At 72.4% G+C, this 24711-nt stretch carries 25 protein-coding genes and 2 pseudogenes; 14 read left to right on the top strand and 13 right to left on the bottom strand.

Going from position 1 to position 24711, the window contains the following annotated elements; genetic code table 11:
* Window positions 1–374 precede the first annotated feature (374 nt).
* A complete protein-coding gene (gene xylB, locus IG90_RS0130915; protein ID WP_030591858.1) occupies window positions 375–1859 on the bottom strand; it encodes a xylulokinase in 1485 nt (494 codons plus the stop codon).
* A gap of 234 nt (window positions 1860–2093) precedes the next feature.
* Here xylB and xylA point away from each other — a divergent pair, with 234 nt between their 5' ends.
* Complete coding sequence (gene xylA, locus IG90_RS0130910; RefSeq protein ID WP_030591856.1) at window positions 2094–3260, top strand: xylose isomerase; 1167 nt, start codon at window positions 2094–2096, stop codon at window positions 3258–3260.
* A 342-nt stretch (window positions 3261–3602) separates the two neighbouring features.
* On the opposite strand, the pseudogene IG90_RS0130905 reads toward xylA, so the two are convergent.
* The 4 genes and pseudogenes from IG90_RS0130905 to IG90_RS0130890 all read right to left on the bottom strand — a co-directional run.
* Window positions 3603–4661, bottom strand: a pseudogene (locus tag IG90_RS0130905) (ROK family protein); the annotation flags it as partial.
* Between the two features lie 166 nt (window positions 4662–4827).
* Window positions 4828–5487, bottom strand: coding sequence for a DUF305 domain-containing protein (locus tag IG90_RS0130900; protein WP_030591852.1), 660 nt, complete (start codon window positions 5485–5487; stop codon window positions 4828–4830).
* Window positions 5484–6134 carry a thioredoxin-like domain-containing protein gene (locus IG90_RS0130895; RefSeq protein ID WP_030591850.1) on the bottom strand — a complete coding sequence of 217 codons (651 nt, stop codon included), beginning with the start codon at window positions 6132–6134 and terminating at the stop codon, window positions 5484–5486. The genes IG90_RS0130900 and IG90_RS0130895 overlap by 4 nt, the downstream gene beginning before the upstream one ends.
* A 125-nt stretch (window positions 6135–6259) precedes the next feature.
* Window positions 6260–6682 carry a hypothetical protein gene (locus IG90_RS0130890; protein ID WP_030591848.1) on the bottom strand — a complete coding sequence of 141 codons (423 nt, stop codon included), beginning with the start codon at window positions 6680–6682 and terminating at the stop codon, window positions 6260–6262.
* A 222-nt stretch (window positions 6683–6904) separates the two neighbouring features.
* On the opposite strand from IG90_RS0130890, the pseudogene IG90_RS0130885 reads away from it, so the two are divergent.
* Both IG90_RS0130885 and IG90_RS0130880 read left to right on the top strand, forming a co-directional pair.
* Window positions 6905–7096, top strand: a pseudogene (locus tag IG90_RS0130885) (FUSC family protein); the annotation flags it as partial.
* Window positions 7093–7599, top strand: coding sequence for a MarR family winged helix-turn-helix transcriptional regulator (locus tag IG90_RS0130880; RefSeq protein ID WP_030591842.1), 507 nt, complete (start codon window positions 7093–7095; stop codon window positions 7597–7599). The pseudogene IG90_RS0130885 and the gene IG90_RS0130880, both read left to right, overlap by 4 nt.
* 14 nt (window positions 7600–7613) lie before the next feature.
* Here IG90_RS0130880 and IG90_RS0130875 read toward each other — a convergent pair whose 3' ends face one another.
* Window positions 7614–8384, bottom strand: coding sequence for an IclR family transcriptional regulator (locus tag IG90_RS0130875; protein WP_233436129.1), 771 nt, complete (start codon window positions 8382–8384; stop codon window positions 7614–7616).
* Between the two features lie 567 nt (window positions 8385–8951).
* Here IG90_RS0130875 and IG90_RS0130870 point away from each other — a divergent pair.
* The 6 genes from IG90_RS0130870 (at window position 8952) to IG90_RS0130845 (ending at window position 15290) form a co-directional block, all read left to right on the top strand.
* Window positions 8952–10598: a sensor histidine kinase gene (locus IG90_RS0130870; protein ID WP_030591837.1), complete on the top strand. Its 1647-nt coding sequence runs from the start codon at window positions 8952–8954 to the stop codon at window positions 10596–10598.
* Complete coding sequence (locus tag IG90_RS0130865; RefSeq protein WP_006128841.1) at window positions 10595–11002, top strand: roadblock/LC7 domain-containing protein; 408 nt, start codon at window positions 10595–10597, stop codon at window positions 11000–11002. Before IG90_RS0130870 ends, IG90_RS0130865 begins: the two co-directional genes overlap by 4 nt.
* Window positions 10999–11370, top strand: a complete 372-nt coding sequence (locus tag IG90_RS0130860) for a DUF742 domain-containing protein (protein ID WP_030591834.1) — start codon at window positions 10999–11001, stop codon at window positions 11368–11370. The genes IG90_RS0130865 and IG90_RS0130860 overlap by 4 nt, the downstream gene beginning before the upstream one ends.
* A complete protein-coding gene (locus IG90_RS0130855) occupies window positions 11351–11965 on the top strand; it encodes a GTP-binding protein (protein WP_030591831.1) in 615 nt (204 codons plus the stop codon). Before IG90_RS0130860 ends, IG90_RS0130855 begins: the two co-directional genes overlap by 20 nt.
* Window positions 11966–12177: 212 nt before the next feature.
* Window positions 12178–13743: a cytochrome P450 gene (locus IG90_RS0130850; protein ID WP_030591828.1), complete on the top strand. Its 1566-nt coding sequence runs from the start codon at window positions 12178–12180 to the stop codon at window positions 13741–13743.
* 200 nt (window positions 13744–13943) lie between these two features.
* Window positions 13944–15290, top strand: coding sequence for a 6-phospho-beta-glucosidase (locus tag IG90_RS0130845; protein ID WP_030591825.1), 1347 nt, complete (start codon window positions 13944–13946; stop codon window positions 15288–15290).
* 12 nt (window positions 15291–15302) lie between these two features.
* Here the strand turns inward: IG90_RS0130845 and IG90_RS0130840 are convergent, their stop codons facing one another.
* Window positions 15303–15740, bottom strand: a complete 438-nt coding sequence (locus IG90_RS0130840; RefSeq protein ID WP_030591823.1) for a hypothetical protein — start codon at window positions 15738–15740, stop codon at window positions 15303–15305.
* On the bottom strand, window positions 15734–16210 hold the full coding sequence (locus IG90_RS0130835) for an ATP-binding protein (RefSeq protein ID WP_030591820.1): 477 nt from the start codon (window positions 16208–16210) through the stop codon (window positions 15734–15736). The genes IG90_RS0130840 and IG90_RS0130835 overlap by 7 nt, the downstream gene beginning before the upstream one ends.
* Before the next feature lie 207 nt (window positions 16211–16417).
* Here IG90_RS0130835 and IG90_RS0130830 point away from each other — a divergent pair, with 207 nt between their 5' ends.
* The 3 genes from IG90_RS0130830 (at window position 16418) to IG90_RS0130820 (ending at window position 18463) form a co-directional block, all read left to right on the top strand.
* Window positions 16418–17278, top strand: coding sequence for a helix-turn-helix domain-containing protein (locus IG90_RS0130830; RefSeq protein ID WP_030591817.1), 861 nt, complete (start codon window positions 16418–16420; stop codon window positions 17276–17278).
* The gene (locus tag IG90_RS0130825; RefSeq protein ID WP_030573999.1) at window positions 17278–17514 is read left to right on the top strand and encodes a DUF397 domain-containing protein; all 237 of its coding nucleotides are present in this window, start codon (window positions 17278–17280) and stop codon (window positions 17512–17514) included. Before IG90_RS0130830 ends, IG90_RS0130825 begins: the two co-directional genes overlap by 1 nt.
* Before the next feature lie 139 nt (window positions 17515–17653).
* Complete coding sequence (locus tag IG90_RS0130820; protein ID WP_030591814.1) at window positions 17654–18463, top strand: SAM-dependent methyltransferase; 810 nt, start codon at window positions 17654–17656, stop codon at window positions 18461–18463.
* Window positions 18464–18529: 66 nt separating this feature from the next.
* On the opposite strand, the gene IG90_RS0130815 is transcribed toward IG90_RS0130820, so the two are convergent.
* Window positions 18530–18955 carry a cupin domain-containing protein gene (locus IG90_RS0130815; protein ID WP_030591811.1) on the bottom strand — a complete coding sequence of 142 codons (426 nt, stop codon included), beginning with the start codon at window positions 18953–18955 and terminating at the stop codon, window positions 18530–18532.
* Between the two features lie 53 nt (window positions 18956–19008).
* On the opposite strand from IG90_RS0130815, the gene IG90_RS0130810 reads away from it, so the two are divergent.
* Together IG90_RS0130810 and IG90_RS0130805 are read left to right on the top strand one after the other, a co-directional pair.
* Window positions 19009–19974: a GlxA family transcriptional regulator gene (locus IG90_RS0130810; protein WP_030591808.1), complete on the top strand. Its 966-nt coding sequence runs from the start codon at window positions 19009–19011 to the stop codon at window positions 19972–19974.
* A 28-nt stretch (window positions 19975–20002) separates the two neighbouring features.
* Window positions 20003–20437: a YchJ family protein gene (locus tag IG90_RS0130805; RefSeq protein ID WP_030591804.1), complete on the top strand. Its 435-nt coding sequence runs from the start codon at window positions 20003–20005 to the stop codon at window positions 20435–20437.
* A gap of 207 nt (window positions 20438–20644) precedes the next feature.
* Here the strand turns inward: IG90_RS0130805 and IG90_RS0130800 are convergent, their stop codons facing one another.
* From IG90_RS0130800 to IG90_RS0130785, 4 genes are all read right to left on the bottom strand, one after another.
* Complete coding sequence (locus tag IG90_RS0130800) at window positions 20645–22738, bottom strand: MDR family MFS transporter (protein WP_030591801.1); 2094 nt, start codon at window positions 22736–22738, stop codon at window positions 20645–20647.
* Complete coding sequence (locus IG90_RS0130795; protein WP_051860321.1) at window positions 22735–23640, bottom strand: ATP-grasp domain-containing protein; 906 nt, start codon at window positions 23638–23640, stop codon at window positions 22735–22737. Before IG90_RS0130795 ends, IG90_RS0130800 begins: the two co-directional genes overlap by 4 nt.
* A 131-nt stretch (window positions 23641–23771) precedes the next feature.
* Window positions 23772–23948 carry a hypothetical protein gene (locus tag IG90_RS44450; protein ID WP_157846367.1) on the bottom strand — a complete coding sequence of 59 codons (177 nt, stop codon included), beginning with the start codon at window positions 23946–23948 and terminating at the stop codon, window positions 23772–23774.
* 459 nt (window positions 23949–24407) lie between these two features.
* Window positions 24408–24671 carry a hypothetical protein gene (locus IG90_RS0130785; protein WP_030591792.1) on the bottom strand — a complete coding sequence of 88 codons (264 nt, stop codon included), beginning with the start codon at window positions 24669–24671 and terminating at the stop codon, window positions 24408–24410.
* Between the last annotated feature and the right edge of the window lie 40 nt (window positions 24672–24711).

Raw genomic sequence — 24711 nt, 5'->3', positions numbered from 1 at the left:
GGGTACGTCACCCCACTCGAAACGAGAACCTTGCTCAGGCAAGACCTCACCCCCGCAGCGTAAACACCCGCTGTCCAGGGCCCGGGGGGAACTTCACCAGGGCCGTGCGGCCCCGCGCCGACAAGGCCGACAGCGGGACGGTGTCCTTCGTCGGGCCCTGCTTCGACGCCCACGCCGGCACCGGCCGGTGGACCCGGCCGGACGACGCGGAGAACCCCCTGTCGATTTCCCTCGGCTCGGCGTACACGCACCGGCCCGAGTTCTGCCGCCGGTGCCCGCCCGCCGGTCCGCACAGTCGCGCGCCGCCGCCCGGAGCGAGGGCGGCACTCCGCGCGCCGTCGGCCTCAACGAGGACATGATGGCCCTCGGCGGTGTCAGGGACCGCCGAGCAGGGGACCGGACGCACGCTCAAGGACCGATGTGACCCGCCCCCAGGTCTCCACGTCCCTTTCCACCGGGGGCAGCTGACGGTCCGTCCCCGACTTCTGCCAGGCCGTCGCCAGCGCCACCGGGTCACCGCCGCCCGCCGCCGACGCGGCGAGCGCCGCAGCGCCGAAGGCCACCAGCTCTCCGCTGCCGGGGATCACGAGCGGGCGGCCCGAGAGCCGGCGCACCGTCTCCACCCACATCCGCCCCCGCGCCCCGCCGCCGATCAGGCGCAGCGGCCGGGCGGCGACCTCGGGCGCGGCGGGGTCGAGGCCGCAGGCCGACAGCAGTCCGTCCATGGCCCGCAGCACGGTGACGGCCGCGCCCTCGTAGGCGGCGCCCAGCAGTTGCCGCCGGGTCGTGTCATGGCGCAGGCCGGTCAGCAGCCCGGAGGCGGTCGGCAGGTCGGGGGTCCGTTCGCCGTCGAGGTACGGGAGCAGGACCGCCTCGCCGCCGGGTGCCGCGTCCTCGCGGTCCAGGCCGAGCAGGGCGGCCACCTTGTCGACGGCGAGCGTGCAGTTGAGGGTGCAGGCCAGTGGGAGGTACGTGCCGTCGGCGGCGGCGAACCCGTTCAGCGCGGTGGACGTGGGCCGGGTGCGGGAGGCGGCGAACACCGTGCCGGAGGTGCCGAGGCTGAGGGCCGGGTGGTCCAGCAGCCCGTCGCCGCCCAGCCCGAGGCCCACGGCGGCGCTCATGTTGTCGCCGGTACCGGCCGCCACCGCGATGCCCGCGGGCAGCCCGAGCGCGCGGGCCGCCGCTTCGGTGAGCGAGCCGATCCGGGCCGCCCCGGTGGGCGCGACCTCCGGGAGCAGGGCCGCGTCGAGGCCGAGGAGCTCCAGCAGGTCGGGGTCGTAGGCGCCGGTCGCGGTGGAGTACCAGCCGCTGCCCGATGCGTCCCCCGGGTCGGTGGCGGCGACGCCCGCGAGGCGCTCGGTCAGGAAGTCGTGGGGGAGCCGGACCGCAGCCGCGTTCGCGGCGCTCGCGGGGTCGTTCTCGCGCAGCCACTGCCATTTGGAGGCCGTGATGGACGCCACCGGCACCGATCCGGTCCGCTCCGTCCAGGCCTCGGGCCCGCCGAACGCCTCGGTGAGAGCGGCGGCCTGCGGAGCGGAGCGGGTGTCGTTCCACAGCAGCGCCGGGCGCAGCGGCCGGCCCGCCCCGTCCAGTACGACGAGCCCGTGCTGCTGCCCGGCGACCGCGATGCCGGTGACCGCGCGCGCGGGGAGGCCGGACTCCTTCAGCCCGGTGGCCACCGCCTCGCACAGGGCCCGCCACCAGATCTCCGGATCGCTCATCCGGGCCCCGCCCTCGCCGGTGACCACGTGCGGGGCGCGCCCCACGGCGAGCTGCTCGCCGGTCACGGCGTCGATGAAGGCGGCCTTGGTGGACTGGGTGGAGCTGTCCACGCCGATGACGACGGCGGGTGACGGCATGGGGGCCTCTTTCACGCTGCGGGTGCTGGGTGGCACGGGTGCTGATCATTCGGCTGCGGCACGAACAAATTACGGGATGCGCAGCCACCTGCACAGGGGGCCGGAGGTGCTCCGTGCGGCAAGGGGGTTCCGTGCCCGGGGTACGGTGTGCTTGATTAATCATGACACTGAACAAATAGGGGTGCCGGGCTTCCGCCAGGCGTCCCGACGGCAGACGAAGGCGGTCGGACGACGATGACGGAACGCTTCACCCCCACCCCTGAGGACAAGTTCAGTTTCGGGCTGTGGACCGTGGGCTGGCAGGGCCGGGACCCCTTCGGCGACGCGACCCGCGCGGCCATCGACCCCGTCGAGTCGGTGCAGCGGCTCGCGGAGCTGGGCGCCTGGGGCGTGACCTTCCACGACGACGACCTGATCCCCTTCGGGGCGCCGGAGACGGAGCGCGAGGCGATCGTCAAGCGCTTCCGGCAGGCGGTCGACAGCAGTGGGCTCGTGGTGCCCATGGTGACGACGAACCTCTTCACCCACCCGGTCTTCAAGGACGGCGGGTTCACCGCCAACGACCGTGGCGTACGCCGCTACGCACTGCGCAAGACCCTGCGCAACATCGACCTCGCCGTCGAACTGGGCGCGACCACGTTCGTGGCGTGGGGCGGCCGCGAGGGCGCCGAGTCCGGCGGGGCGAAGGACGTCCGCCTCGCGCTGCACAGGATGAAGGAGGCCTTCGACCTGCTGGGCGAGTACGTCGTCGAGCAGGGCTACGACCTCCGCTTCGCCATCGAACCCAAGCCGAACGAGCCGCGCGGCGACATCCTGCTGCCCACCATCGGCCACGCCCTGGCCTTCATCGAGCGCCTGGAGCGCCCCGAGCTGGTCGGCGTCAACCCGGAGACCGGGCACGAGCAGATGGCCGGGCTCAACTTCCCGCACGGCATCGCCCAGGCCATGTGGGCGGACAAGCTCTTCCACATCGACCTCAACGGCCAGTCCGGCATCAAGTACGACCAGGACCTGCGCTTCGGCGCGGGCGACCTGCGCCAGGCGTTCTGGCTCGTCGACCTGCTGGAGAGCGGCTACGAAGGACCCCGCCACTTCGACTTCAAGCCCCCGCGCACCGAGGACTACGACGGGGTCTGGGCCTCGGCCGCGGGCTGCATGCGCAACTACCTCATCCTCAAGGAGCGGGCCGCCGCCTTCCGCGCCGACCCCGAGGTGCGGGCGGCCCTGCGCGCGTCCCGCCTGGACGAACTGGCGCGTCCCACCGCCGGCGAGGGCCTGGCGAGCCTCCTCGCCGACCGCAGCGCCTACGAGGACTTCGACGTGGACGCCGCCGCCGAACGCGGCATGGCCTTCGAGGCGCTGGACCAGCTCGCCATGGACCACCTGCTCGCCGTGCGCTGACGCGCCGGGTGAGCCGGGGCGGTTGACGTACAGGGGGAACCCTTGCCGTTGGCGTACCGGGGCAACCATGGTCGTTTGCGTACCGGGTGTGCCGGGGCGGTTGGCGTACCGGGCGAACCCTGGCCGTTGGCGTGCCGGGGGAACCACGGCCGTCGGCGTACGGGTGTGCCGAGGCGGTGGCGTGCCGCGGGAACCATGGTCGTTTGCGTACCGGGTGTGCCGAGGCGGTTGGCGTACCGGGCGAACCGGGGCCATCGGCGTACCGGGAAGACCATGGCCGTCGGCGTACCGGGTGAGCCGGGGGCTGGCCTACCGGCTGAGCCGGGTCCGTCCGGGCCCGGCTCACCCGCCGGACGGCTCCGCGTACGCCACCGGATCGTCCAGCACGTCCTGCACCACGAGCGCCGCCGCGCCCCGCGCCGCGTCGCCCGCCACCGACGACGCCCGGAGCCGGCCGCTGCCCGGGGCCCAGAGCCCCGACACCACGCGGCCGGTCAGCTCCTCGTCGGCGGGCGGTGCCAGCCACGGCATCAGGCCCCGGTAGATCCCGCCGAGCACCACCGCGTCCGGGTCGATCAGGTTCACCGCCCCCGACAGCACCCGGCCCAGCATCTGCCCCGCCTCAGCGACCGCGGCCACCGCGCGCGGGTCCCCGGCCTCCGCGCGCCGCTCCAGCTCCAGCACCCCGGACGCGCCGCCGAGGTCCTCGACCCCGGCCGCCCGCAACAGCGCCGCCTGCCCGGCGTACTGCTCCAGGCACCCCCGCGACCCGCACCGGCACTCCGGACCCGCCGGATCCACCACCACATGGCCGATCTCCCCGGCGAAACCGTGCGCCCCGCGCAGCAGCTCCCCGTTCAGGACGAGCGCGCCGCCGACCCCGATCTCCCCGGTCAGATAGAGGAAGCTGCGCACGTCGTCCAGCCCGCCGAACCACAGCTCGGCCAGCGCCGCGAGATTGGCCTCGTTCTCCGAGGCGACCGGCAGCGCCGGGTGGCCGGGGCGCAGGGCGGTCAGCGCGTCGGCGAACAGCTCCTGCGCCGGGACCTCGTTCCAGCCGAGGTTGGGGGCCTGCCGCACCGAGCCGCCGGAGACGAGGCCCGGCAGCGCCAGCGCCGCGCCCACCGGGCGCAGCTCCTGTTCGTACGCCGACTCCAGGGTCCGCGCGGCGATCCGGGCCGCCCGCGCCAGGGCCTCCCCGGCGGAGGCGCCCCGGTTGTCGAGGTGTTCGGTCTGCCGGACCCGGCCGGTGCCCGCCAGGTCCACCACGCACACCGACACGTAATCGATGTTGATCTCCACGCCGAGCCCGGCCGGACCGGTGCGGGCCACCTTGAGCGCGGTGCCGGGGCGGCCCGCGTGCCCGCTGAACGTCTTGCCCGACTCGGTGAGGAACCCGCTGCCTTGGTGGCCGCCGGTGTGTCCTGCGGGTCCGGCGCCAGGGTTGTGGGGCGTTCCGGGCGGGGCGCGGAAACGGCGGGGGGCATCGGCGGGGGGGGGGGGGGGGGGGGGGGGGGGGGGCCCGCCCGGGCCCCCGCCCCCCCCCCCGCCCCTCTTCAGGCTCCGCTCAGGGCTTGGCGCCCCTGGCCGTCAGCATGTCCGCCATCAGGCCGATCTCCGACTGCTGGCCGCGGACCATGCCCGCCGCCAGGTTCCGGATGGCGTCCGTCTTCGCCGCACCCGCGGCGGCCCGCGCCATATCGGCACCCGCACGGTGGTGCACGGTCATCAGCCGCAGGAACAGCACCTCGGCCTTCTCGCCCTTCGCGGCCGTGAGCGCCGCCAGCTCCGCGTCGGTGGCCATGCCCGGCATCAGCGAACCGTCGCCGGCCGGGGTGAGGGCGTGCCCCATCCACTCCATCGGCGGCCCGGCCGCGCTCTTCGGCAACCCCCACATCTCCAGCCAGCCCAGCATCATGCCGCGCTGGTTGGCCTGGGTGTTGATGATGTCGTACGCGAGCCGCCGCACGTCCTCGTCGTCGCTGCGGTCCCGCACGATGAACGACATCTCGACCGCCTGCTGGTGGTGGATCGCCATGTCCCGGGCGAAGCCCGCGTCCACGGAGTCCTCCGCCGGAGCGGACCGCGCCGCCGAGGACGCCCCGGACGGGGAGGCCGCGGAGGGGCGTACGACCATCAGCGCCACCAGCCCCAGCGCCACGAGCAGCACGGAGGCCCCCGCGATGACCATCCGACGGGTCGAGCCGGAAGGCGCCAGGACGGTCACTTGTCCAGCCCGCCGGTGCAGGCGGCCCCCGGCTCAGGGGTCTGCGGGCCCTGCACGTACTTGGTGAAGAACTGTGCGACGCGCTCGTCCGAGGCGCTCTTGATGGTGACCTGCTTGCCCCACGCACTGAGCATCAGCGGGTCCTTCTGGTCCTTGACCGGGCTCATCAGGGAGTACGGGGTGGACTTGACCTTCTTCGTGAGCGCCTCGATGTCCGCGTCCGAGGCCTTGTCGTTGTACGTGACCCAGACCGCGCCGTGCTCCAGCGAGTGCACGGCGTTCTCCTTCGGTATCTCGTCGGTGTAGACGTCCGCGTTGCAGTTCATCCAGACCTGGTTGTGGTCGCCGCCGACGGGCGGGTTCATCGGGTAGTCGACCTTGGTCGCCACGTGCTCCTGCGTCAGCTTGTCCCAGCTGCGCTCGCCGGTGACGGGCGAGGTCCTGGCCTGCTCCTCCTTCTCGTCCTTCTCGTTCGCCTGCGCCATCAGATAGCCGCCTCCGGCGACCAGGGCGGCGACGACGGCCACCGACGCGCCGATGGTGATGACGCGGCCACGGCGCTCGCGGGCGCGCTCCTTGCGGCGCGCCTCTTCGAGCTTGGCGCGACGCGCCGAGGCCGGGTTGTTCTGGTTCTTGGGGGAAGCCATGGGAAGTCCTCGTCGTTCAACCGATGCATACGGGACGGTGCATGAAGGGGGAGGGGTGCGGGGCATGCGGAAAGCCGCTCCCGGTGAACCGGCGCCAGGGCGCGGCGGGAGAGCGGATCCGGCCTCTAGACCCGTTGGACCTGAAGGCGCAGTTGATCGACGGAACGCACACCGTCGTGCGCGGGACCCCGGATGGCCGCCGCACCGGTGAGCGGGGCGGCGGGGACGAAGGCCACGGAGGAGGGGACGGCCACGGGGGCGGACGACGCCGGCAGCACGACGGCCGCCGTGTGCGTCGAGCCGCCGTGGCACGACGACCCGAGCCCGTGGTCCGCCGCGGTGGCCATGAAGACCGGCTCGAAGTCCGAAGAGGGCGCCGGGGTGAACGCGTGGACGGCACTCGCGCCGGCCGCGACCGGCACGGTGGCCGACGCTGTGGTGACCGAACAGCAGAAGAGCATGGACAGCAGGAAGAACACCCAGCCCAGGGCGAGGGGCGCATGGGAGCGGTACCGCTGCCGGTCGGTCCGCGTGCTCACCCTGGTCATCGCCCGCCATCGTAGTGGGTACATGAAGATTCAAACAATATGGCCGCTGTCCGCGGGACAGTGTGCCCGAGTCACCGGGTGCTGCGACAGGGGTCCGGCCCTGTCGCGGCGATCTCCTGCGGGGAGGGGTGGCGAAGTTGATTATTTACAGGTGTAATACCCGTTAACGCATATGGGTGAGTGATGCATCCGTACGGCCTCGGCGGCCCTCCGTCCGCGCCCTCCCGCCGACCGCTCACGGCGAGCCTCGTCGAACTGCGCGAGGCGGGTGACACCGCGGCGGGCGAATGGTGGCAGCGCGCCCTGCCCGAGCAGCGCCTTCTCGCGGCCGAGCAGGCCGGACACCGTACGCTCGCCGCGACAGCACAACGGCGCGGGCCCACGGTCCACGCCCCTTCGATCGGAGCGGAGTGACCGACGACATCGTTGCCTCGGTGGTCCGGCAGTGGCAGGCCGTCAACCCCGAGCTCGACACCGGACCGATGGAGATCATCGGCCGGATCAACCGCTGCGCCGCCCTGCTCCAGCAGGCGGAGGACGCCCCGCTGCGCTCCGCCGGACTGACCCGCGCCGAATTCGACCTGCTCGGCGCCGTACGCCGCACGGACCGGGAGCTGACCCCCGGCGAGCTGGCCCGCGAGACCTTCTCCTCCGGAGCCGCCGTCACCAAGCGGCTGCGTGCCCTCCAGGACCGCGCTCTGGTCGACCGCCGGGGCGACGACCGCGACCGCAGGGTCGCCCATGTCCGCCTCACCGACGAGGGCCGGGCCCTGGTCGACCGGCTGCTGCCCGAGCAGCTCGCCTACGAACGCGCGGTGCTCGCCGGCCTCGACGCGGACGGTCGCGACGAACTCGGCTCCCGGCTGAGCGAGTTGCTCGTCCAGCTGGAGGGGCGCCTCGGCGGCGCCCGACGCTGACTTGGCGGGCCGGCTCAGCCGGGGTGTGCGGGGGGCGCCGACGCGGCCGACTCCCCGAGCAGGGACGCCCGTTCGGCCGTCGCGGTCTCGTCGGACCGGTCGGCGGGGGCGGCGGCCACCAGAGCGAGCCGGTCCCGCCAGCTGGACCCGCCCAGGGAGACGGCGACCGCGGTCATGCCGGGGACCGACTCGCCCCGGCTGACCGCGTGCCCTGTGCGCCGGATCAGCGCCAGCTCGTCCAGCAGGGCCGTACGCGAGGTGAGGGTGTGCGGCGTCAGCGGCTCCAGCTCCTCCCGCGGATACAGCGCGCACACCTGGTCAGCCGTCATCCGGGACAGGAGCAGCTTGCCGCCCGCCTCCGCGTGGGCCGGCCCGGTCCAGCCCAACTCCAGGGCCACCCGCACCGGATGGGGCGACTCACGGCCGTCGGTGACGACGACCTGATCGCCGATGAGCGCCACGCTGTGCACCGTTTCGCCCGTCCGCGCGACGGCGTCGTCCAGCACCGGCCGCAGCCGGCCGCGGGCTGCCGGGCCGAACCCGGCGGGGCGGCCGAGCCGCACCAGCTCCGGCCCCGCCGCGTAACCCCGCCCCGACGTGTCGCGGATGGCGAACCCCCTGCTCTCCAGGGTGCTCAGCACCCGGTGAGCGGTGGACCGCCCGACGGACAGCCGCTCGGCGGCCTCGCTGACGGTGAGGGTGTCATGGGTGAGGAAGAGCCGCAGGGCCCGGAGTCCCGTGTCCAGCGATGTGATCGTGTAGTCGCCGGCCGCCGTCATGCTCATGTTCCCGCCTGCTCCTTCTCGTCACCGTCGGTGTGCCGCCGACCGACATGATTCCCGGTCCGGCGCCCCCGTGCCGGGCGATCGGAGCGTACGTGGCGGATGGGGTCCGCCGTGCGCGGCGGGGGCGTCCGTATACGCGTCAGCACGGCGACTTCGCGCGCCACCCGCCTGCCGGTCAGGAATCTGCACCTTTCGATCCGGTTCGATCACCTGTGCTTCTGTCCTGCTCTGCGGGGCGAAGAGCAGGACCTTTGCGATGAGTTGTCCCGTACGGCGCTTTTGGGTGGAGGTGTTCGTACCGTTCTCGGGAACGGTGAGCTTTCCGGAACAGCAACTTCCGGAGACTGTCACTCCTCGCGCACGCTCCACAGCGCTGAGTGCAAAAACTGGTGAGTGTATTCCTCTCGGCGGGCATCCGCAGGGGGTTGGGTGAATATGCCGAAGCACTGTTCTGATCTGGCTAAGCTCACGCGCAGTGAAGTCGAGTTGAGATGAATTCGAGCACTTGTTCCTGAGTCTCCGCTCACGTGCGCATACATCCCGGAATCAACCGCCAGAGGGTTTTAGATGGTCCGTGTTGAATCACCGCCGACCGACAGAGAGATTCCTGTCGTCCGCGTAGTCCTGCCGCCCGTGGTCCTGCTCCTCGGCGTCACCGCCGCCGGATCGGCCCTGGTCGCACCGGCCGCGCGGATACCAGTCGCCGTGTGCGGCGCGATCACCACGCTCGTGGTCGCCGCACTCACCGTGGCGCTGCACCGCCGCCGGCATGCCATGCGCGTCCAGCGCGCGCAGTACGAACAGCGCATCGCCTACCTGGAACACCGCATCCTCTCGCACGACTCCGAGACGGTGCGGCTCACCAAGGAGGTCATGCCCGCCGCCATCCGGCGGCTGCGCGTGGGCAATTCGCCCGAGGAAGTGATGCGCGACATCGTCGACGCGGACGTGGCCAACCGCCATCTGCCCAAGGCGCTGCGCGAGCAGATCCACCAGGTCCTCGAAGTCATCGACAACGAGGAGGCGCGGCGTGACTCCGCTCAGCGCGCCTTCGTCAGCGTCGCCCGCCGCGTCCAGGCGATCGTGCACCGTCAGGCCAGTGAACTGCGGGAGATGGAGGACCACTACGGGCGCAACCCCGAGGTCTTCGACGACCTGCTGCGCATCGACCACGGCACCGCGCTGATCGGCCGCCTCGCCGACTCCATCGCCGTGCTCGGCGGCGCCCGCCCGAGCCGCCAGTGGCCCAAGCCCGTACCGCTGTTCAGCGTGCTGCGCGGCGCGATGTCCCGCATCCTGGAGTACCAGCGCGTCGATCTGCACTCGATCGCCAAGGTCGCCATCGTCGGCACCTCGGTCGAACCGCTCATCCACGCCTGCGCCGAACTCCTCGACAACGCGACCCGCTACTCGCCTCCCCAGACCCGGGTGCACGTCACCGCGGTCGAGGTGCAGACCGGCATCGCCATCGAGATCGAGGACGGTGGCGTCAGCCTCAGCGAGGAGGCCCGCGCCCGGGCCGAGAACATGCTCGCCCAGGCTCAGGCCGGCATCAACATGAACGACCTCGGGGAGTCCCCCCGCCTCGGCATGGCCGTCGTCGGCCGGCTCTCCCGGATGTACCAGCTCCAGGTGTCGCTGCGTCAGTCGGCGTACGGCGGCGTCCGCGCCGTCCTCATCGTGCCGCGCGACATGATCACCACCGGGCCCGCCCCGGGCATCGCCCACGGCATCGGCGCCACCTCGCGGCCCACCAGCTCCCTGGACATGTCGCAGCTCCAGCACGTGGTGCCGCCCCCCGGCAAGCGCAAGCCCAAGCCCAAGCCCGCCGCCACCGGCCCCGTGCCGTCCGTCGCCGCACCGGTCTCCACCGGCGCTCCCGCGGCCGCCCCGCGCCCGGCCGTTCCCGCGGCGGCCATGGAGGACGACCTGCCCGTGGTCACCGAGTGGACCGAGAACGGGCTGCCGCAGCGCCGCAGCCGGGGCCGCGCCCCGCTCGGCTCGCACAACCTCCCGCAGCAGCCCCCGCCGCCCCCCGCCCCCACGAACGGGTTCCAGCCCGGCCGGGACGAGGGCGCGGACGACGGACACGGCGAGGAGAAGCCCCCCGGCCTGTGGCTGGAGGCCTTCACCAAGGCCGTCAACGGCGTACCGCAGGAACGAAAGCACGGCGAAGACTCCGATGACGCGTGGGACAAGGGAGACCTGAAGTGATCCAGCAGCGGGGAAACATGGACTGGATGCTCAAGGAACTGGCCGACGACGTTCCGAGCATCCACCAGATCGTGGTGCTCTCCTCGGACGGCCTGCGCATCGCGATGCACGGTGGCGATCCCGACGTCGCCGACCGGCTCGCGGCGGCCTGCGCCGGACTGCAGAGCCTGGCCGCCGCGGTGGCCACCGAGATCCCGTACAGCGACGGCCTCATGAAGCTCGTCGTCATCGAGGTGACGGGCGGGTTCTTCTACCTGATGGCGGCCGGCACCGGCGCCTATCTCGCGGTCCTGGCCGGCGAGACCGTCGACGCCGGACTCGTCGGCGCCCGGATGCGGGACATGGTCGTGCGGATCGGAGCCCACCTGACCAGTCCGCCCCGCCACGGCGGGCAGTCCGGATGAGTGGACCTCGACGAGAACGCCGCAAGGCCGATCCGGATCTCCTCGATCCGGAACGGCTGTACGTGATCACCGGTGATCTCGACGACAGCGAACGGGCCGCGCTCGACCTGGTCACGATGGTCGTCGCACAGGCGGAGCCCTCGCCGACGTTCCAGCCCGAGCAGGCGGCCATCCTGCGGCTCTGCCAGGCCCCCCTGTCCGTCGCCGAGATCTCGGCCTACCTCAGGCTGCCGTTCAGCGTGGTCACCTCGCTCCTGAGCGATCTCCTCGCGACCGAACTCATCGAGTCGCGCGCGCCGGTCGTCCGCGCCACCCTCCCCGACAGGTCCCTTCTCGAAGCGGTGATGCATGGACTTCAGAAGCTCTGACACGATCGCCGGCCCCCGCAGCGAGGACGTCCTTCCCACCACGGCCACCGCCGCGGTGAAGGTCGTGATCGTCGGCGGGTTCGGCGTCGGCAAGACGACCATGGTCGGCTCGGTGAGCGAGATCCGGCCACTGACGACCGAAGAGACCATGACCCAGGCCGGCGTCGGCGTGGACGACAACGCCGGGGTGGAGACGAAGACCGCCACCACCGTCGCCATGGACTTCGGCCGGATCAGCCTCAGCGAGGAACTGATCCTCTATCTGTTCGGCACCCCCGGCCAGGAACGCTTCTGGTTCCTGTGGAACGGCCTCTTCGAGGGTGCTCTCGGCGCGGTCGTCCTCATCGACACGAGACGGCTCGAAGTCAGCTTCGACGTCATCGGCCGGCTGGAGGAGCGCGGAGTGCCGTTCGTGGTGGCCGTGAACACCTTCCCCGACGCGCCGAACCACCCGGTCGAGGCCCTGCGCAGGGCCCTCGACCTGCCGGACGAGGTCCCGATGATCGACTGCGACGCCCGGCTGCGGGCCTCCAGCCGCGATGTGCTGATGACCCTGATGCGCTATCTGCACAGCCTGGCCGTCCCGCTCGCCTGACGCCGAGGGCTCACCTCCGGGACGTCCCGGTCGGCTTCGGGACGTCCCCGGAGGCCCGGATCCACGACCGGATCCCTGACCGGGGGCGCGCGCCATCCCCCGGCGTACGCCCCCGGTCCGGTCCGGCCCGTTCCGCGCCCGAACCGCCCGCCCGTCCAGCCCGTCCCGCCCGCTTGTGCACCAGCCCTGGAATCCTGATCCCTGGAGCCCCTGTGACAACCCCCTTCCACCACGAACCCGGCGCCGTGCCGCCGCCCCAGTGTCCGGCCCACAACCTCGACGTCGGCCCCGGCGGACTGCGCCGGCTCTACGGCCCCGAGGCGGAGAACAACCCCGCAGGCCTCTACGACAAGCTCCGCGCCGAACACGGCACGGTCGCCCCGGTCCTGCTCCACGGCGACGTGCCCGCCTGGCTGGTGCTCGGCCACAGCGAGAACCTCCACGTCACCCGTACGCCGTCCCAGTTCTCCCGGGACTCACGGCGCTGGCGCGCCCTCCAGGACGGCAGCGTCGCCCCGGACCACCCGCTCGCCCCGATCTTCACCTGGCAGCCCGTCTGCGTGTTCGCCGACGGCGCCAAGCACGAACGCCAGCGCGGCGCGGTCACCGACAGCATGGAGCGCATCGACACCCGCGGCGTCCGCCGCCACATCAACCGCTTCAGTAACCGCCTCGTCAACGATTTCTGCGAGAAGGGCACGGCGGACCTGGTCAGCCAGTTCGCGGAGCATCTGCCGATGATGGTGGTGTGCGCGATCTTCGGCATGCCCGAGGAGTACGACGAGCGCCTCGTCCAGGCGGCCCGGGACATGACCCGCGGCACCGAGACCGCCGTGGCCAGCAACGCCCACATCGTGTCCGTGCTGACGCGCCTGGTCGAGCGGCGCCGCGCCGAATCCGCGCCGGACCTGGCCTCCTGGCTCGTCGAGCACCCCGCGACGATGACCGACACCGAGGTCGTCGAGCATCTGCGCCTCATCATGATCGCCGCCTACGAGTCCACGGCCAACCTCATCGCCAACGTGCTGCGCATGGTCCTGACCGACCCGCGCTTCCGCGCCCGGCTCAGCGGCGGGCACATGACCGTGCCCGAGGCGGTGGAGCAGACCCTCTGGGACGAGCCGCCGTTCACCGCGGTCTTCGGCCGCTGGGCGGTCGGCGACACCGAGCTGGGCGGCCAGCAGATCAAGGCGGGCGACGCCCTGCTCGTCGGGATCGCCCCGGCCAACACCGACCCCACCGTCCGCCCGGACCTGGGCGCCGACATGGGCGGCAACCGCGCCCACCTCGCCTTCAGCGGCGGCCCCCACGAGTGCCCGGGACAGGATATCGGCCGCGCCATCGCCGACGTCGGCGTCGACGCCCTGCTGATGCGCCTGCCCGGCATGGAACTCGGCGTCGGCGAGAGCGAGCTGCGCCGGGTGGGCAACATCATCTCCCGCCACCTGGTCGAGCTGCCGGTGAAGTTCGCCCCCAGTCCGCAGCAGGAGCTGGACGCCGACCCGCTCTCGGTGATGGCCCGTACCGCCCGCCCGGCCGACGCCTGGGAGATCTCCTCCCCGGCCAGGTCCGTCCCCGAGCCCCGGCACGAGGCGGCCGGGGCGCAGCCCGTCCACGCCCAGGGCGCGGCCCCCCGGCCCGCCCCGGCCGCACCCCCCGCCTCCGAACCGGCCCCCGCCTCCGAACCCGCTCCGGTGGCGACGATCCCGCAGCCGCGCCGCCCGGCCGCCCCCGCAAGGCTCTGGCAGGCGGTCGCCCGCTGGTGGAGCGGCTACTGACACGTCGTCGACCGTCCGGCCGCGGCGGCCCCGGATCACGCCCACGGGCCCGGGGCCGCCGCGTCCCCGCGCCCGGACCGGGCGCGGGCACCACAGGGAGCCGGAGCCCGGACCTGTCGGTGCGGGCACCCGCCGGAGCCCGGACGTGCCCGCGTGGGCAGCAGCCGGGGAGCCCGGACGTGCCCGTACCATCGAGCAGCGTGAAGCTGACAATTCTTGGCGGTGGCGGATTCCGGGTGCCTCTCGTGTACGGGGCCCTCCTCGGCGATCACGCCGAGGGCCGCGTCTCCCGGGTCACGTTGTACGACACCGACGCCGACCGGCTCACCGCCGTCGCCCGCGTCCTGGAGGAACAGGGGCGGGGCATCGCGGACGCCCCCGCCGTCGTCGTCACCACCGACCTCGACGAGGCACTGCGCGGCGCCGACTTCGTCTTCTCCGCCATCCGCGTCGGCGGTCTGGCCGGACGCGCCGCCGACGAACGGGTGGCCCTCGACGAAGGCGTGCTCGGCCAGGAGACCGTCGGCGCCGGAGGCATCGCGTACGGGCTGCGCACCGTCCCCGTCGCCATCGACCTCGCCCGGCGCATCGCCCGGCTCGCCCCGCACGCCTGGGTCATCAACTTCACCAACCCTGCGGGCCTCGTCACCGAGGCCATGTCGCGCCACCTGGGCGACCGGGTCATCGGGATCTGCGACTCGCCGGTCGGGCTGGGGCGGCGCATCGCCCGCGTCCTGGGAGCCGACCCGGACCGGGCCTGGATCGACTACGCCGGGCTCAACCACCTCGGGTGGGTGCGAGGGCTGTACGTGGACGGGCGGGACGAACTGCCCCGGCTGCTCGCCGACCCGAAGCTGCTCGAATCCTTCGAGCAGGGCCGCCTCTTCGGCGCCGAGCTGCTCCGGTCGCTGGGTGCGATCCCCAACGAATACCTGCACTACTACTACTTCAACCGGGAAACCGTCCGCGCCTACCGGAACGCCGAACAGACCCGGGGCGCCTTCCTCCGGGACCACCAGGAAGGCTTCTACGCCCGCATGCGGGAGCCCGGCACCCCCGCCCTGGACACCTGGAACCGCAGCCGCGCCGAACGCGAGGCGACGTACATGGCGGAGAGCCGCGAGGTCGCCGGGGCGGGGGAGCGCCAGGAGAGCGACCTGGAGTCCGGCGGCTACGAACAGGTCGCGCTCGCCCTGATGCGGGCCGTCGCCCGCAACGAACGCACCTGCCTGATCCTCAACGTCCGCAACCGCACGGCCCTCGCGGCCCTGGACGCGGACGCCGTCGTCGAGGTGCCCTGCCTCGTCGACGCCAACGGAGCCCACCCGGTGGCCGTCTCGCCCCTCCCGTACCACGCGGTCGGCCTCGTCACCGCCGTGAAGGCCGTCGAGCGGGCGGTGCTGGAGGCGGCGGAGAGCGGGTCCCGCGCGGCGGCCGTCCGGGCCTTCTCGCTGCACCCGCTGGTCGACTCCGTGACCGTGGCCCGGCGGCTGGCCGACCGGTACACCGAGGTCCACCCGGGGCTCGCCTACCTCGACCGGCCCTGAGCCGCCGCCTTCCTACGGCGCGGACACGACGCTCGGCGTACCGGCGGCGGCCCAGCTCGGCGCCACCCCCGTCACCTGGCAGACCATCAGGAAGAGCGGAATGGGCGGGGTGTACGGAGTGAGGCCCTCCGGCGCGTGGATCAACCGGGGCCGCCCGCCGGGCACGTCCGCGTCCCGCGCGTACGTCACCTGCTCGGGCCAGTCGAGATCCAGGTCGGAGCCGGCCGGGACGATCCACCACCAGCGGTCCGCGTCGGCGAACACGCATCCGGTGCGCGGCAGATGGGACATCAGGCGGAAACCGTGCCGGGCGGGCACTCCGACCGCGTCGCAGCCCAGGCTGGCGGTCATCGAGGCCGGCAGGGCCAGCCGCACCCGGCCGCCGGTCGCCTGCTCGGGTGTCCGGCCCCGATGCGCCGCGCGCAGCCGGGACAGCGCGTTCCTCAGCACGGCCGCTCCGTGCCGGACGGTCGCCCGGCATCGTGCGGCAGTTCCGCCCAGACGATGCGCCCCGAGGCGTCACCGGCGTCGTGCGAACCCCAGGCGCTGCTCATCGCGTCGACGAGGAGCAGACCACGGCCGTGCTCGTCGTCGGACGAGCGGCGCAGCCGAGGGCCGCCGGGCTGGTGCCCCTGGTCCTGCACGGCTATCCGCAGGCGTCTGCCGAGGTGGCTCAGCTCGCACACCACCCGGGTGCTCGCGGTGTGCACGACCGCGTTGGTCACCAGCTCGGAGACGATGAGGACGGCCGCGTCACAGGCGTCGCTGCCCAGCTTCCAGGCGTCCAGCCGGGCCCGCGTCAGCTCGCGCGCGCCGGCCACCGACTCGGGTTGCGCCGGCAGCGCGAAGCAGTAACGGAGCGCCTCCGTCCCGGGACTGAGGTCCATGAGCCGGGGGATGAGCGCACTGCCAGGTGCCACGACCGATTCCTCACAGTGGGGGCTGCGTCACGCTTCGCTCCCCGGGTGATCGGGGACGGACGTGACTGAGCGAACTGGTTCGGGAGTCAACTCTCCCCCTGACGATGACACTTGGCAAGGGGCACTCTGAAATTTCCAGAGTGACTGTGTCGTTGGGGGCGCACGCATGGCACACTGCTCGCAAAACAGCGCATGGGGAGGTCTGAAGTGAGCGAACCGCGGTCCGCCCCTACCGTGGGCCAGGTCGTTCTCGGCAAGCGCCTGCAGGATCTGCGTGAGCGTGTCGGCCTGACCCGTGACCAGGCGGCGAAAGTGCTCAGGGTCGCTCCGGCGACGATACGCAGAATGGAGACGGCCGAGGTCGGGCTGAAGATCCCCTACGTCCAGTCGCTGCTGAAGGCGTACGGCGTCGCCGAACAGGAGGCCGACGCCTTCGTCGAGCTGGCGGAGGAGGCGAACAAGCCGGGCTGGTGGCAGCGTTTCCACGACGTCCTGCCCGACTGGTTCAGCATGTACGTCAGCCTGGAGGGTGCGGCGAGCCTGCTGCGCATGTACGAGCCGCACTTCGTGCCCGGACTGCTCCAGACCGAGGACTACGCCCGCTCCGTGATGCGGACCGGAGCGATCGGCCAGACCCGCCCCGAGGACATCGAGCGCCATGTGGCGCTGCGTATGGAGCGTCAGTCCCTGCTGGCCAAGGACGACGCCCCCAGACTGTGGGCGATCATGGACGAGACCGTCCTGCGGCGGCCCGTCGGCAGCCCGCAGGTGATGCGCGGGCAGATCGACAAGCTGCTCGAAGCCACGGAACTTCCCCACGTCACGCTGCAGATCGCGGAGTTCGCCACCGGCCACCACCCGGGAACCTACGGTCCGTTCGTCCTCTTCCGCTTCGCCGTTCCCGAACTCCCCGACATGGTCTACAGCGAGTACCTGACCGGAGCCGTCTACTTCGACGCCCGACCCGAGGTGGCCTCCTACCTCGAAGTCATGGACCGCATGGCGGCTCAGGCCGCGACTGCACAACGCACGAAGGAAGCCCTCCGGGACTTCCGCGAGGAGCTGTGATGAACCACATATACAACGGCATGCCCGCCGCTGACCTCGGCTCCGAAGGCTGGTACAAGCCGTGGAGCGGCGGGAACGGCGGCAACTGCATCGAGGCCATGAAACTCGCCGACGGGCGGGTCGCCGTACGCCAGTCGGCCGACCCGGACGGCCCCGCTCTCATCTACTCCAACGGCGAGATCGCCGCGTTCATCCAGGGCGCCAAGGCCGGCCAGGCGGACTTCCTTCTCACCTGAGACCGCCCGCCGTACTCTGTCCGGGCACCGGAGGGCCCGCCGAAGGGGCAGGCCCGGCAGAGCACTTGGGCACCACCCCGCACCTTCCCTCGTCCGATTCCCGTCGCCGACGTACGGACCACTGACCACGGAGCGAGCCATGACCGGGCAAGAACCCCACTCCATCGAGATCGACACCAGCAAGCCGCATCCGGCGCGGATGTACGACTGGTTCCTCGGCGGCAAGGACAATTACCCGGTCGACGAACAGATGGCGCGTCAGCTGCTCACCCTGGACGCGCGGGGCCGTGACATGGCGCGGGTCAACCGGGCGTTCATGCACCGGGCCACCCGCTGGCTCGCCGAGAACGGGGTGCGCCAGTTCCTGGACATCGGCACCGGCATACCCACCGAGCCGAACCTCCACCAGATCGCCCAGCGGGCCGCGCCCGACGCGCGCGTCGTCTACTGCGACAACGACCCGATCGTTCTCGCCCACGCGGCGGCCCTGCTCCGCTCCACACCCGAGGGCGCCACCGAGTACATCCAGGCCGACGCCCGCAAGCCCGAGACCATCCTGGAGCAGGCCGGCAAGGTCCTGGACTTCGACCGGCCGATCGCCCTGTCGCTGCTGGCGCTGCTGCACTTCATCGACGACGAGGACGGCGCGGGCGAACTGGTCGACAAGCTGGTCGAGCAGCTTCCCTCCGGCAGCTATCTGGTGCTCTCGCACACCACCGGCGACTTCAACCCGGAGGGCGCCGCACAGGCACGGGCGATGTACAAGGCGCGCGGCATGACGCTGCGGCCCCGCAGCCATGCCGAACTCACGGCGTTCTTCGACGGCCTCGAACTGGTCGAGCCGGGCGTCACGCTCTCCGCCGCGTGGCATCCGGAACTCGGCGAGGTCATCGACGTCCCGGGCGACGAGCCGATCCCCGGATACGCGGGCGTCGCGCGCAAGCTCTGACCCGTACGTGCTCAGAGCCTGTCGGGTGACCTCTGACCGGGCGGACGCAGGCCACCCGACAGGCTCTCAGGCGCCGAGCGCGTGTCCCGTCGTGGCGTCCACATGCCCGGGCACCTCGTCGTGCGCATCGCCCACCGTCGACGTACCCGACGGTTCGAAGAGGAGGATCGAGGCGCCGCGACCGGAACGGGGCAGGTGCCAGACACCGCGCGGGACGACGAAGACCGCGCCCTGCTCCAGGGTCACGGACCGCTCACCGCCCCCCTGGTCACCGCGGAGAGCGATGTCCAGCGTTCCGTCCAGCACGAGGAAGAACTCGTCAGTGTCCTCGTGCACATGCCACACGTGCTCGCCGGACACCTTGGCCACACGTACGTCGTAGTCGTTGACCCGGGTCACGATGCGCGGACTCCACAGCGCCTCGAAGGAGGCCAGGGCCGCGCTCAGCTCAATCGGCTCGGTGGCGGGCCGCCCCGCGTTCTCGTTGCTCATGAGCTCCATCCTGGGTGCTGGACCCCGCCGCCCGTGAGTGCTACGAATCGCATATGGCGAAAGAAACCTCGCACCGGGTGGTGATGATCGTCTCGGCCGGTTCCAACCCGTTCGAGATGGGTGTGGCGACCGAGCTCTTCGGCCTGCGCCGGCCCGAGCTGCCCGTCGACTGGTACGACTTCACCCTCTGCTCGCCCACTCCCACGATCCGTATGCACGCCTGCTTCTTCCAGCTCTCCGGCGTCCCCGGGCTGACGGCCGTCGACCGGGCGGACACCGTCATCGTGCCCAACCGGCCCGACCCGCTGGAGGAGCCCGACCCGGACGTCCTCGCGGCGATCCGGCGCGCCGACGCCCGCGGCGCGCGTCTCGTCAGCTTCTGCACCGGCACCTTCACCCTCGCCGCCGCCGGGGTGCTGGACGGCAGACGGGCCACCACGCACTGGCGATGGGCGGACGCCTTCAGCGCTCGCTACCCGCGGGTCGATCTCGACCCGGACGTCCTCTTCGTCGACGACGGGCAGGTGATCACGGCGGCCGGCAGCGCCGCCGCCCTGGACGCCGCCCTCCATCTCGTCCGCGCCGACCACGGGGCCGAGACCGCGGCGGCCGTCAGCAGACGGCTCGTCCACCCGGCCCACCGGGACGGCGGTCAGCGCCAGTTCGTCGAGCATCCCGTCCCCGGGACCTCCGACGCCTCGCTCGGGCCGCTCCTGGAGTGGGCCGGCGAGCACCTGGCCGACGGCCTGGACGTGGCGGCGCTCGCCGCCCGCGCCGCCGTCAGCCCCGCCACCCTCCACCGCCGCTTCCGCGCCCAGCTCGGCACCACCCCGCTGGCCTGGCTCACCGAGCAGCGCGTGACCCTCGCCCGCCGCCTCATGGAGCGCGGCGAGGAACGCCTCGACGTGATCGCCCGCGCCAGCGGACTCGGCACGGCGACCAGCCTGCGCACCCAGCTCCGCCGCCGTACCGGGCTGACGCCCACCGAATACCGCCGCCGCTTCGCCCCGGCCCGCTGAGCCCGCCGCCCCGCGTCACAATGGACCCATGTCACGACGCACCTCCCGGCCCCGGGGGCCCGCCGCCCCGCGGATCACCTCCGCCTCCCCGTGCCCCTGCGGCCTGCCCGCCGCCTACGGGGACTGCTGCGGCCGCTTCCACTCCGGCGGCGCCGCCGCGCCGGCCTGTGAGGCCCTGATGCGCTCGCGCTACGCGGCCTTCGTCGTCCGGGACGCCGCTTATCTGCTGCGCACCTGGCACCCCGGGACCCGGCCGCCCGGCGTCGACTTCGACCCGGCGATGCGCTGGGTACGCCTGGAGATCCTGGACACCACCGAGGGCAGCGCCTTCCACTCCACCGGAACGGTCACCTTCCGCGCCCACTACACCGACGACGGCCGCCCCGACTCCCTCCACGAGAAGAGCCGCTTCGTCCGGCACGAGGGCGCCTGGGTCTACTCGACCGCCGTCTTCGTCGACTGAACGGCGCCCCGGACACCCGAAATCCGTTTCCCGGCCGACCGTACGATCCGCGCATGGACGAGGACGGGGCAGTGGCGCCGTACGCCGCGCGGGAACGCGGTCCTCGGCCTGCTCCGCGCGCAGTGGGAGGCGCCGGAGCGCCCCGGTCCTGGGAGCACTGACCCGCCCGCACGGGAGTGGCGACCGGGAGCGGGCCGAGCAGCCGACTCAGACCGGGGCCCCCACCCGCGTCGAGCCGCCGGGGCCGGCCGCGGGGGACAGCTCCTGGGCCAGGTCCTCCGCCAGCAGCCGCTTGGCGATCACGTCCACGGTGGCCCGGAGCTGACGGTCGTCCGGGCGGGCGCCGTCCTCGGCCAGCCGGTCGTTGAGCCAGCGGCCCCAGGCGTCGGAGATCACCGCCGCCTCGCGCCGGCCCGCCGCCGTGTGCGAGAAGAGCCGGCCGTCGCCCGTCAGATAGCCCTCCTCGATCATCCGGTCGAAGACGGGCACCAGCACCTCCGGCGGGATACGGTGCCGGGCGGCGATCAGCCCGAGGCCCGCATGGCCGACCATCCGGGTGAACAGGTCCACCTGCATCACCGCCCAGGCGCCCGCCATGTCCAGGCGGGTGTCCGACCCGGCGGTGATCCGCCGGGCGGTGTCCGGGCCCGCGCCGTGCAGGATCGTGGCCACCGAGTACTCGAGGAGCTTCGCCGAGTCCCCGCTGCCCGGCTGGGCGAAGCCCTCGCCCATGTCCGTCGACCCGAGCCGTGCCGAGTCCCGCAGCTTCACCTCCTTCAGGAACAGCGCCACGACGAAGCCGATCAGCGCGATGGGCACCGTCCACAGGAACACGGTGTGCAGCGTGTCCGCGTAGGCCAGCGCCAGCGGTTCCGACTGGGCGGCGGGCAGCGCGTGCAGGGCCTGCGGGCTCTGCGAGGCGCCGGACAGGACCGCGGGATCGCCGCCGGCGGCGACCGCCCGCGCGACGCCGTCGGTGAGGTTCGGCTTGAGCGCGTTGGCGTAGATGGTGCCGAACACCGCCGTGCCGAAGGCGCTGCCCAGCGTACGGAAGAACGTCACGCCCGAGGTGGCCGTGCCCAGGTCCTCGTAGTCGACGGTGTTCTGCACGGCGATCGTCAGCACCTGCATGGCCAGGCCGATGCCGAGCCCCAGCACCACCATGTACAGGGACTCCAGCCGGACGCCGGTCTCCGGCCCCATCCGGGACAGCAGGAACAGCCCCGCCGCCATGACCAGCGTCCCCACGATCGGGAACACCCGGTAGCGGCCCGTCTTGCTCACCACGTTGCCGCTGAAGATCGAGGCGGCCAGCAGACCGGCGACCAGGGGCAGCGTCCGCACCCCCGAGAGCGTCGCCGAGTCCCCGTCCACGTACTGGAGGTAGGTCGGCACGAAGATGATCGAGCCCAGCATCGCGAATCCCACGATGAAGCTGAGGATCGAGCAGACGGTGAACACCGGGTTCCGGAACAGCCGCATGGGCAGCATCGGCTCCTTCGCCCGCGTCTCCACCAGACAGAACAGCGTCAGGGCGATCAGCCCGGCGACGAACAGTCCGATGATCACGGGCGAGCCCCAGGCGTACTCGTTCCCGCCCCAGCTCGTCGCCAGGATCAGCGCGCTCGCCCCGACGGTGACCAGTGCGATTCCGGCATAGTCGATGACCGGCCGGCCGGCCGCCTTCACCGACGGGATGTTCCGGGCGGCGGCGATCACCACCACGATGGCGATCGGCACATTGACGTAGAACGCCCAGCGCCAGGTGAGGTGGTCGGTGAACAGCCCGCCGAGCAGTGGCCCGATCACGGTCGAGATGCCGAAGACCGCCCCGATCGCGCCCTGGTACTTGCCCCGTTCGCGCAGCGGGATCACATCCGCGATCAGCGCCATCGACGTCACCATGAGGCCGCCGGCGCCGATGCCCTGCATACCGCGCCAGATGATCAGCAGCAGCATGTCCGACGCGAGGCCGCACAGGAACGACCCCGTGATGAAGATGACCGCCGAGACCTGGAAGACCAGTTTTCGCCCGAACAGGTCGCCGAACTTGCCGACCAGGACGGTCGCCACCGTCTCGGCCAGCAGATAGGCGGTGACCACCCACGACATGTGCGCGGCGCCGCCCAGGTCCGAGACGATCGTCGGCAGGGCCGTGCCCACGATCGTCTGGTCCAGCGCGGCGAGCAGCATGCCGAGCACGATCGTGGCGAAGACGATGTTGCGCCGCCGCCGGTCGAGGACGGGCGGCTGCCCGGCGGCACGCTGCGCGGCGGGGGCATGCTCGCTGGCAGTGGTCACCTCTGCACCCTCACACCGGCCCCACGCCCCCGCATGCGGGAGCGGGCCGGACGGGGCAGCGCGGCGATCGACGCCTTCAGCCTGGTCACGAACGCCTCCCGGACGTCCTCGCCGACCCGGTCGAGCGACAGATACGGATTGAGGTCCTCCAGCTCCACGAGCAGCAGCGCGCCGTCCGGCGCCCGGCAGGCGTCGACCCGCTGGATCCCGTGCGTGAGGGAGTTCCAGGCGATGAAGCGCCGGGCGAACTCCAGGTCCTGCGCGCTCGCCGCGTACGGCTCCAGCACCCAGCGCCGCTCCGGATCCGGGGCGTACAGCGCGTACTGGAAGTCGTGGTCGACGAAGTAGAAGGACACCTCGTGGCGGAAGCCGATCCGCGGCTGTACGAGCAGGGAGCCCTCGGCCGCCCGCTCCAGCTCGGCCCGGGCCTCCGCCGCCGTGACGAACCGCAGCCCGACCGAGTCCGCCCCCAGCTTCGGCTTCACCACGTACTGCGGGACGTCGGGCAGCTCCGGCAGATCCGCCGCCCGGTCCACCGTGGGGATGACCGGGAGGCCGGCCCGGCTCATCTCGACGAGATACTCCTTGCCCGCCATGTCGCCGCGCCCGCCCAGCGGGTTGTAGACCGGCGTCCGCAGCTCCCGCGCCCGCGCGCGGAACGCGTCGTACGCCTCCCGGTAGTGCAGCACGGGTCCGCTGTTGCGGATCAGCACGATGTCGAAGCCCTCCAGCAGCGCGGCCGCGTCCCGGGGATGGCACAGCGCGACGTCGAACTCCTCGCGCAGCCGGGAGCCGAGGTAGATGTCCTCGTCGCAGTAGCGGCGGCCGCGCGCCTCGTACGCGAGATCGGTGACGAACAGGAGGGACGGGCGGCGGGCGCCGGCGGATGACGCGGCGGTCATGGGGTTCTCCCGAGGTGAGGACGCGGACGGACGATCACTATCGCCGACATCCCGGCCGGGCCTCGCGGAGGGGGTGGCTCCCGTTGCGCCGGAGCCTTCACGGCTCCCGGCCGGCACCCGCCGCCGTACGGTCAGACGGCTTCCGCGGATCCGCCCCGGACGGCCGCGACCCACTCGACGAGAAGCCGCTCGTACTCCCGGCGGCCCTCCGGCGACACCACACCACCGTCGGCGACCAGAGCGCGGATCTCCGCGTTCAGCTCAACCATCGGGCGGGCAGGCGTCGGCTCGGTCGAAGTGGAGGTCATGTGAAGAGGCTAGTGGTACGGGAGCGGGCCGGGCGCCGGTCATCCGTGTGGGGCCCACCACGTGCGCCGTTCGTTCCCGGCCTCGAAGCGGCACCGGCACCGGTGCCGCGAACCCCTCCACGCCGTCCCCACGGGTCGTCACGACCGGGCGATCCGGTCCCGGTTGCCGCACGTCGGCGGCGTTTGCCGGGGTGCCGAGCGGCTGTTGGGCGCACGCCCCGACGCGCTCGGTGACGGCCCCCGGCCGTCCCGCCCGGACGACGGACACCACGGCTCCGTTCCGCGTTCTCGTACGCGTTCGGCGCGACGAGGATCACATGTGCCGACCGTCACCGACCGGAGGGAAGCGCCCGATTCGCCTCGTCGTCGCCGTCCTTCTCAGCGGATGTGCCGCCCCGAGATCGCCCGCGCGATCACCAGCCGCTGGATCTCGCTCGTCCCCTCGAAGAGGGGAGCGGTTCAGAAGGGCGAGCCGGGCAGCACCGCCAGCCGCGGATGGTGCGCGGCCAGCACCTTGTTGGCGCGGGCCAGGTCGGACAGGGCCTGCTCGCGGTCGGCCTGGTCCTCGACGCCGAGCCGGGGGCCACGGAACCTGCGGACCTCCCGGGCCGCGCAGTCGGCGTCGAACTCCGCCTGGAGGATGTGCGGCGGAACGCACGAACCGATCAGCGCGGCGACCCGGTCCGGAATCGGCACGGGGACGAGGAGGTGCGAGGCGGTCATGGGGCGTTCCCTCTCGGATGGTCGGCCAGGAGGCGCTGCA

Source organism: Streptomyces anulatus (assembly GCF_000721175.1).
In the GTDB taxonomy this organism is placed as follows: Bacteria; Actinomycetota; Actinomycetes; order Streptomycetales; family Streptomycetaceae; genus Streptomyces; species Streptomyces anulatus_C.
This window is presented reverse-complemented; position numbering and strand designations above follow the sequence as displayed.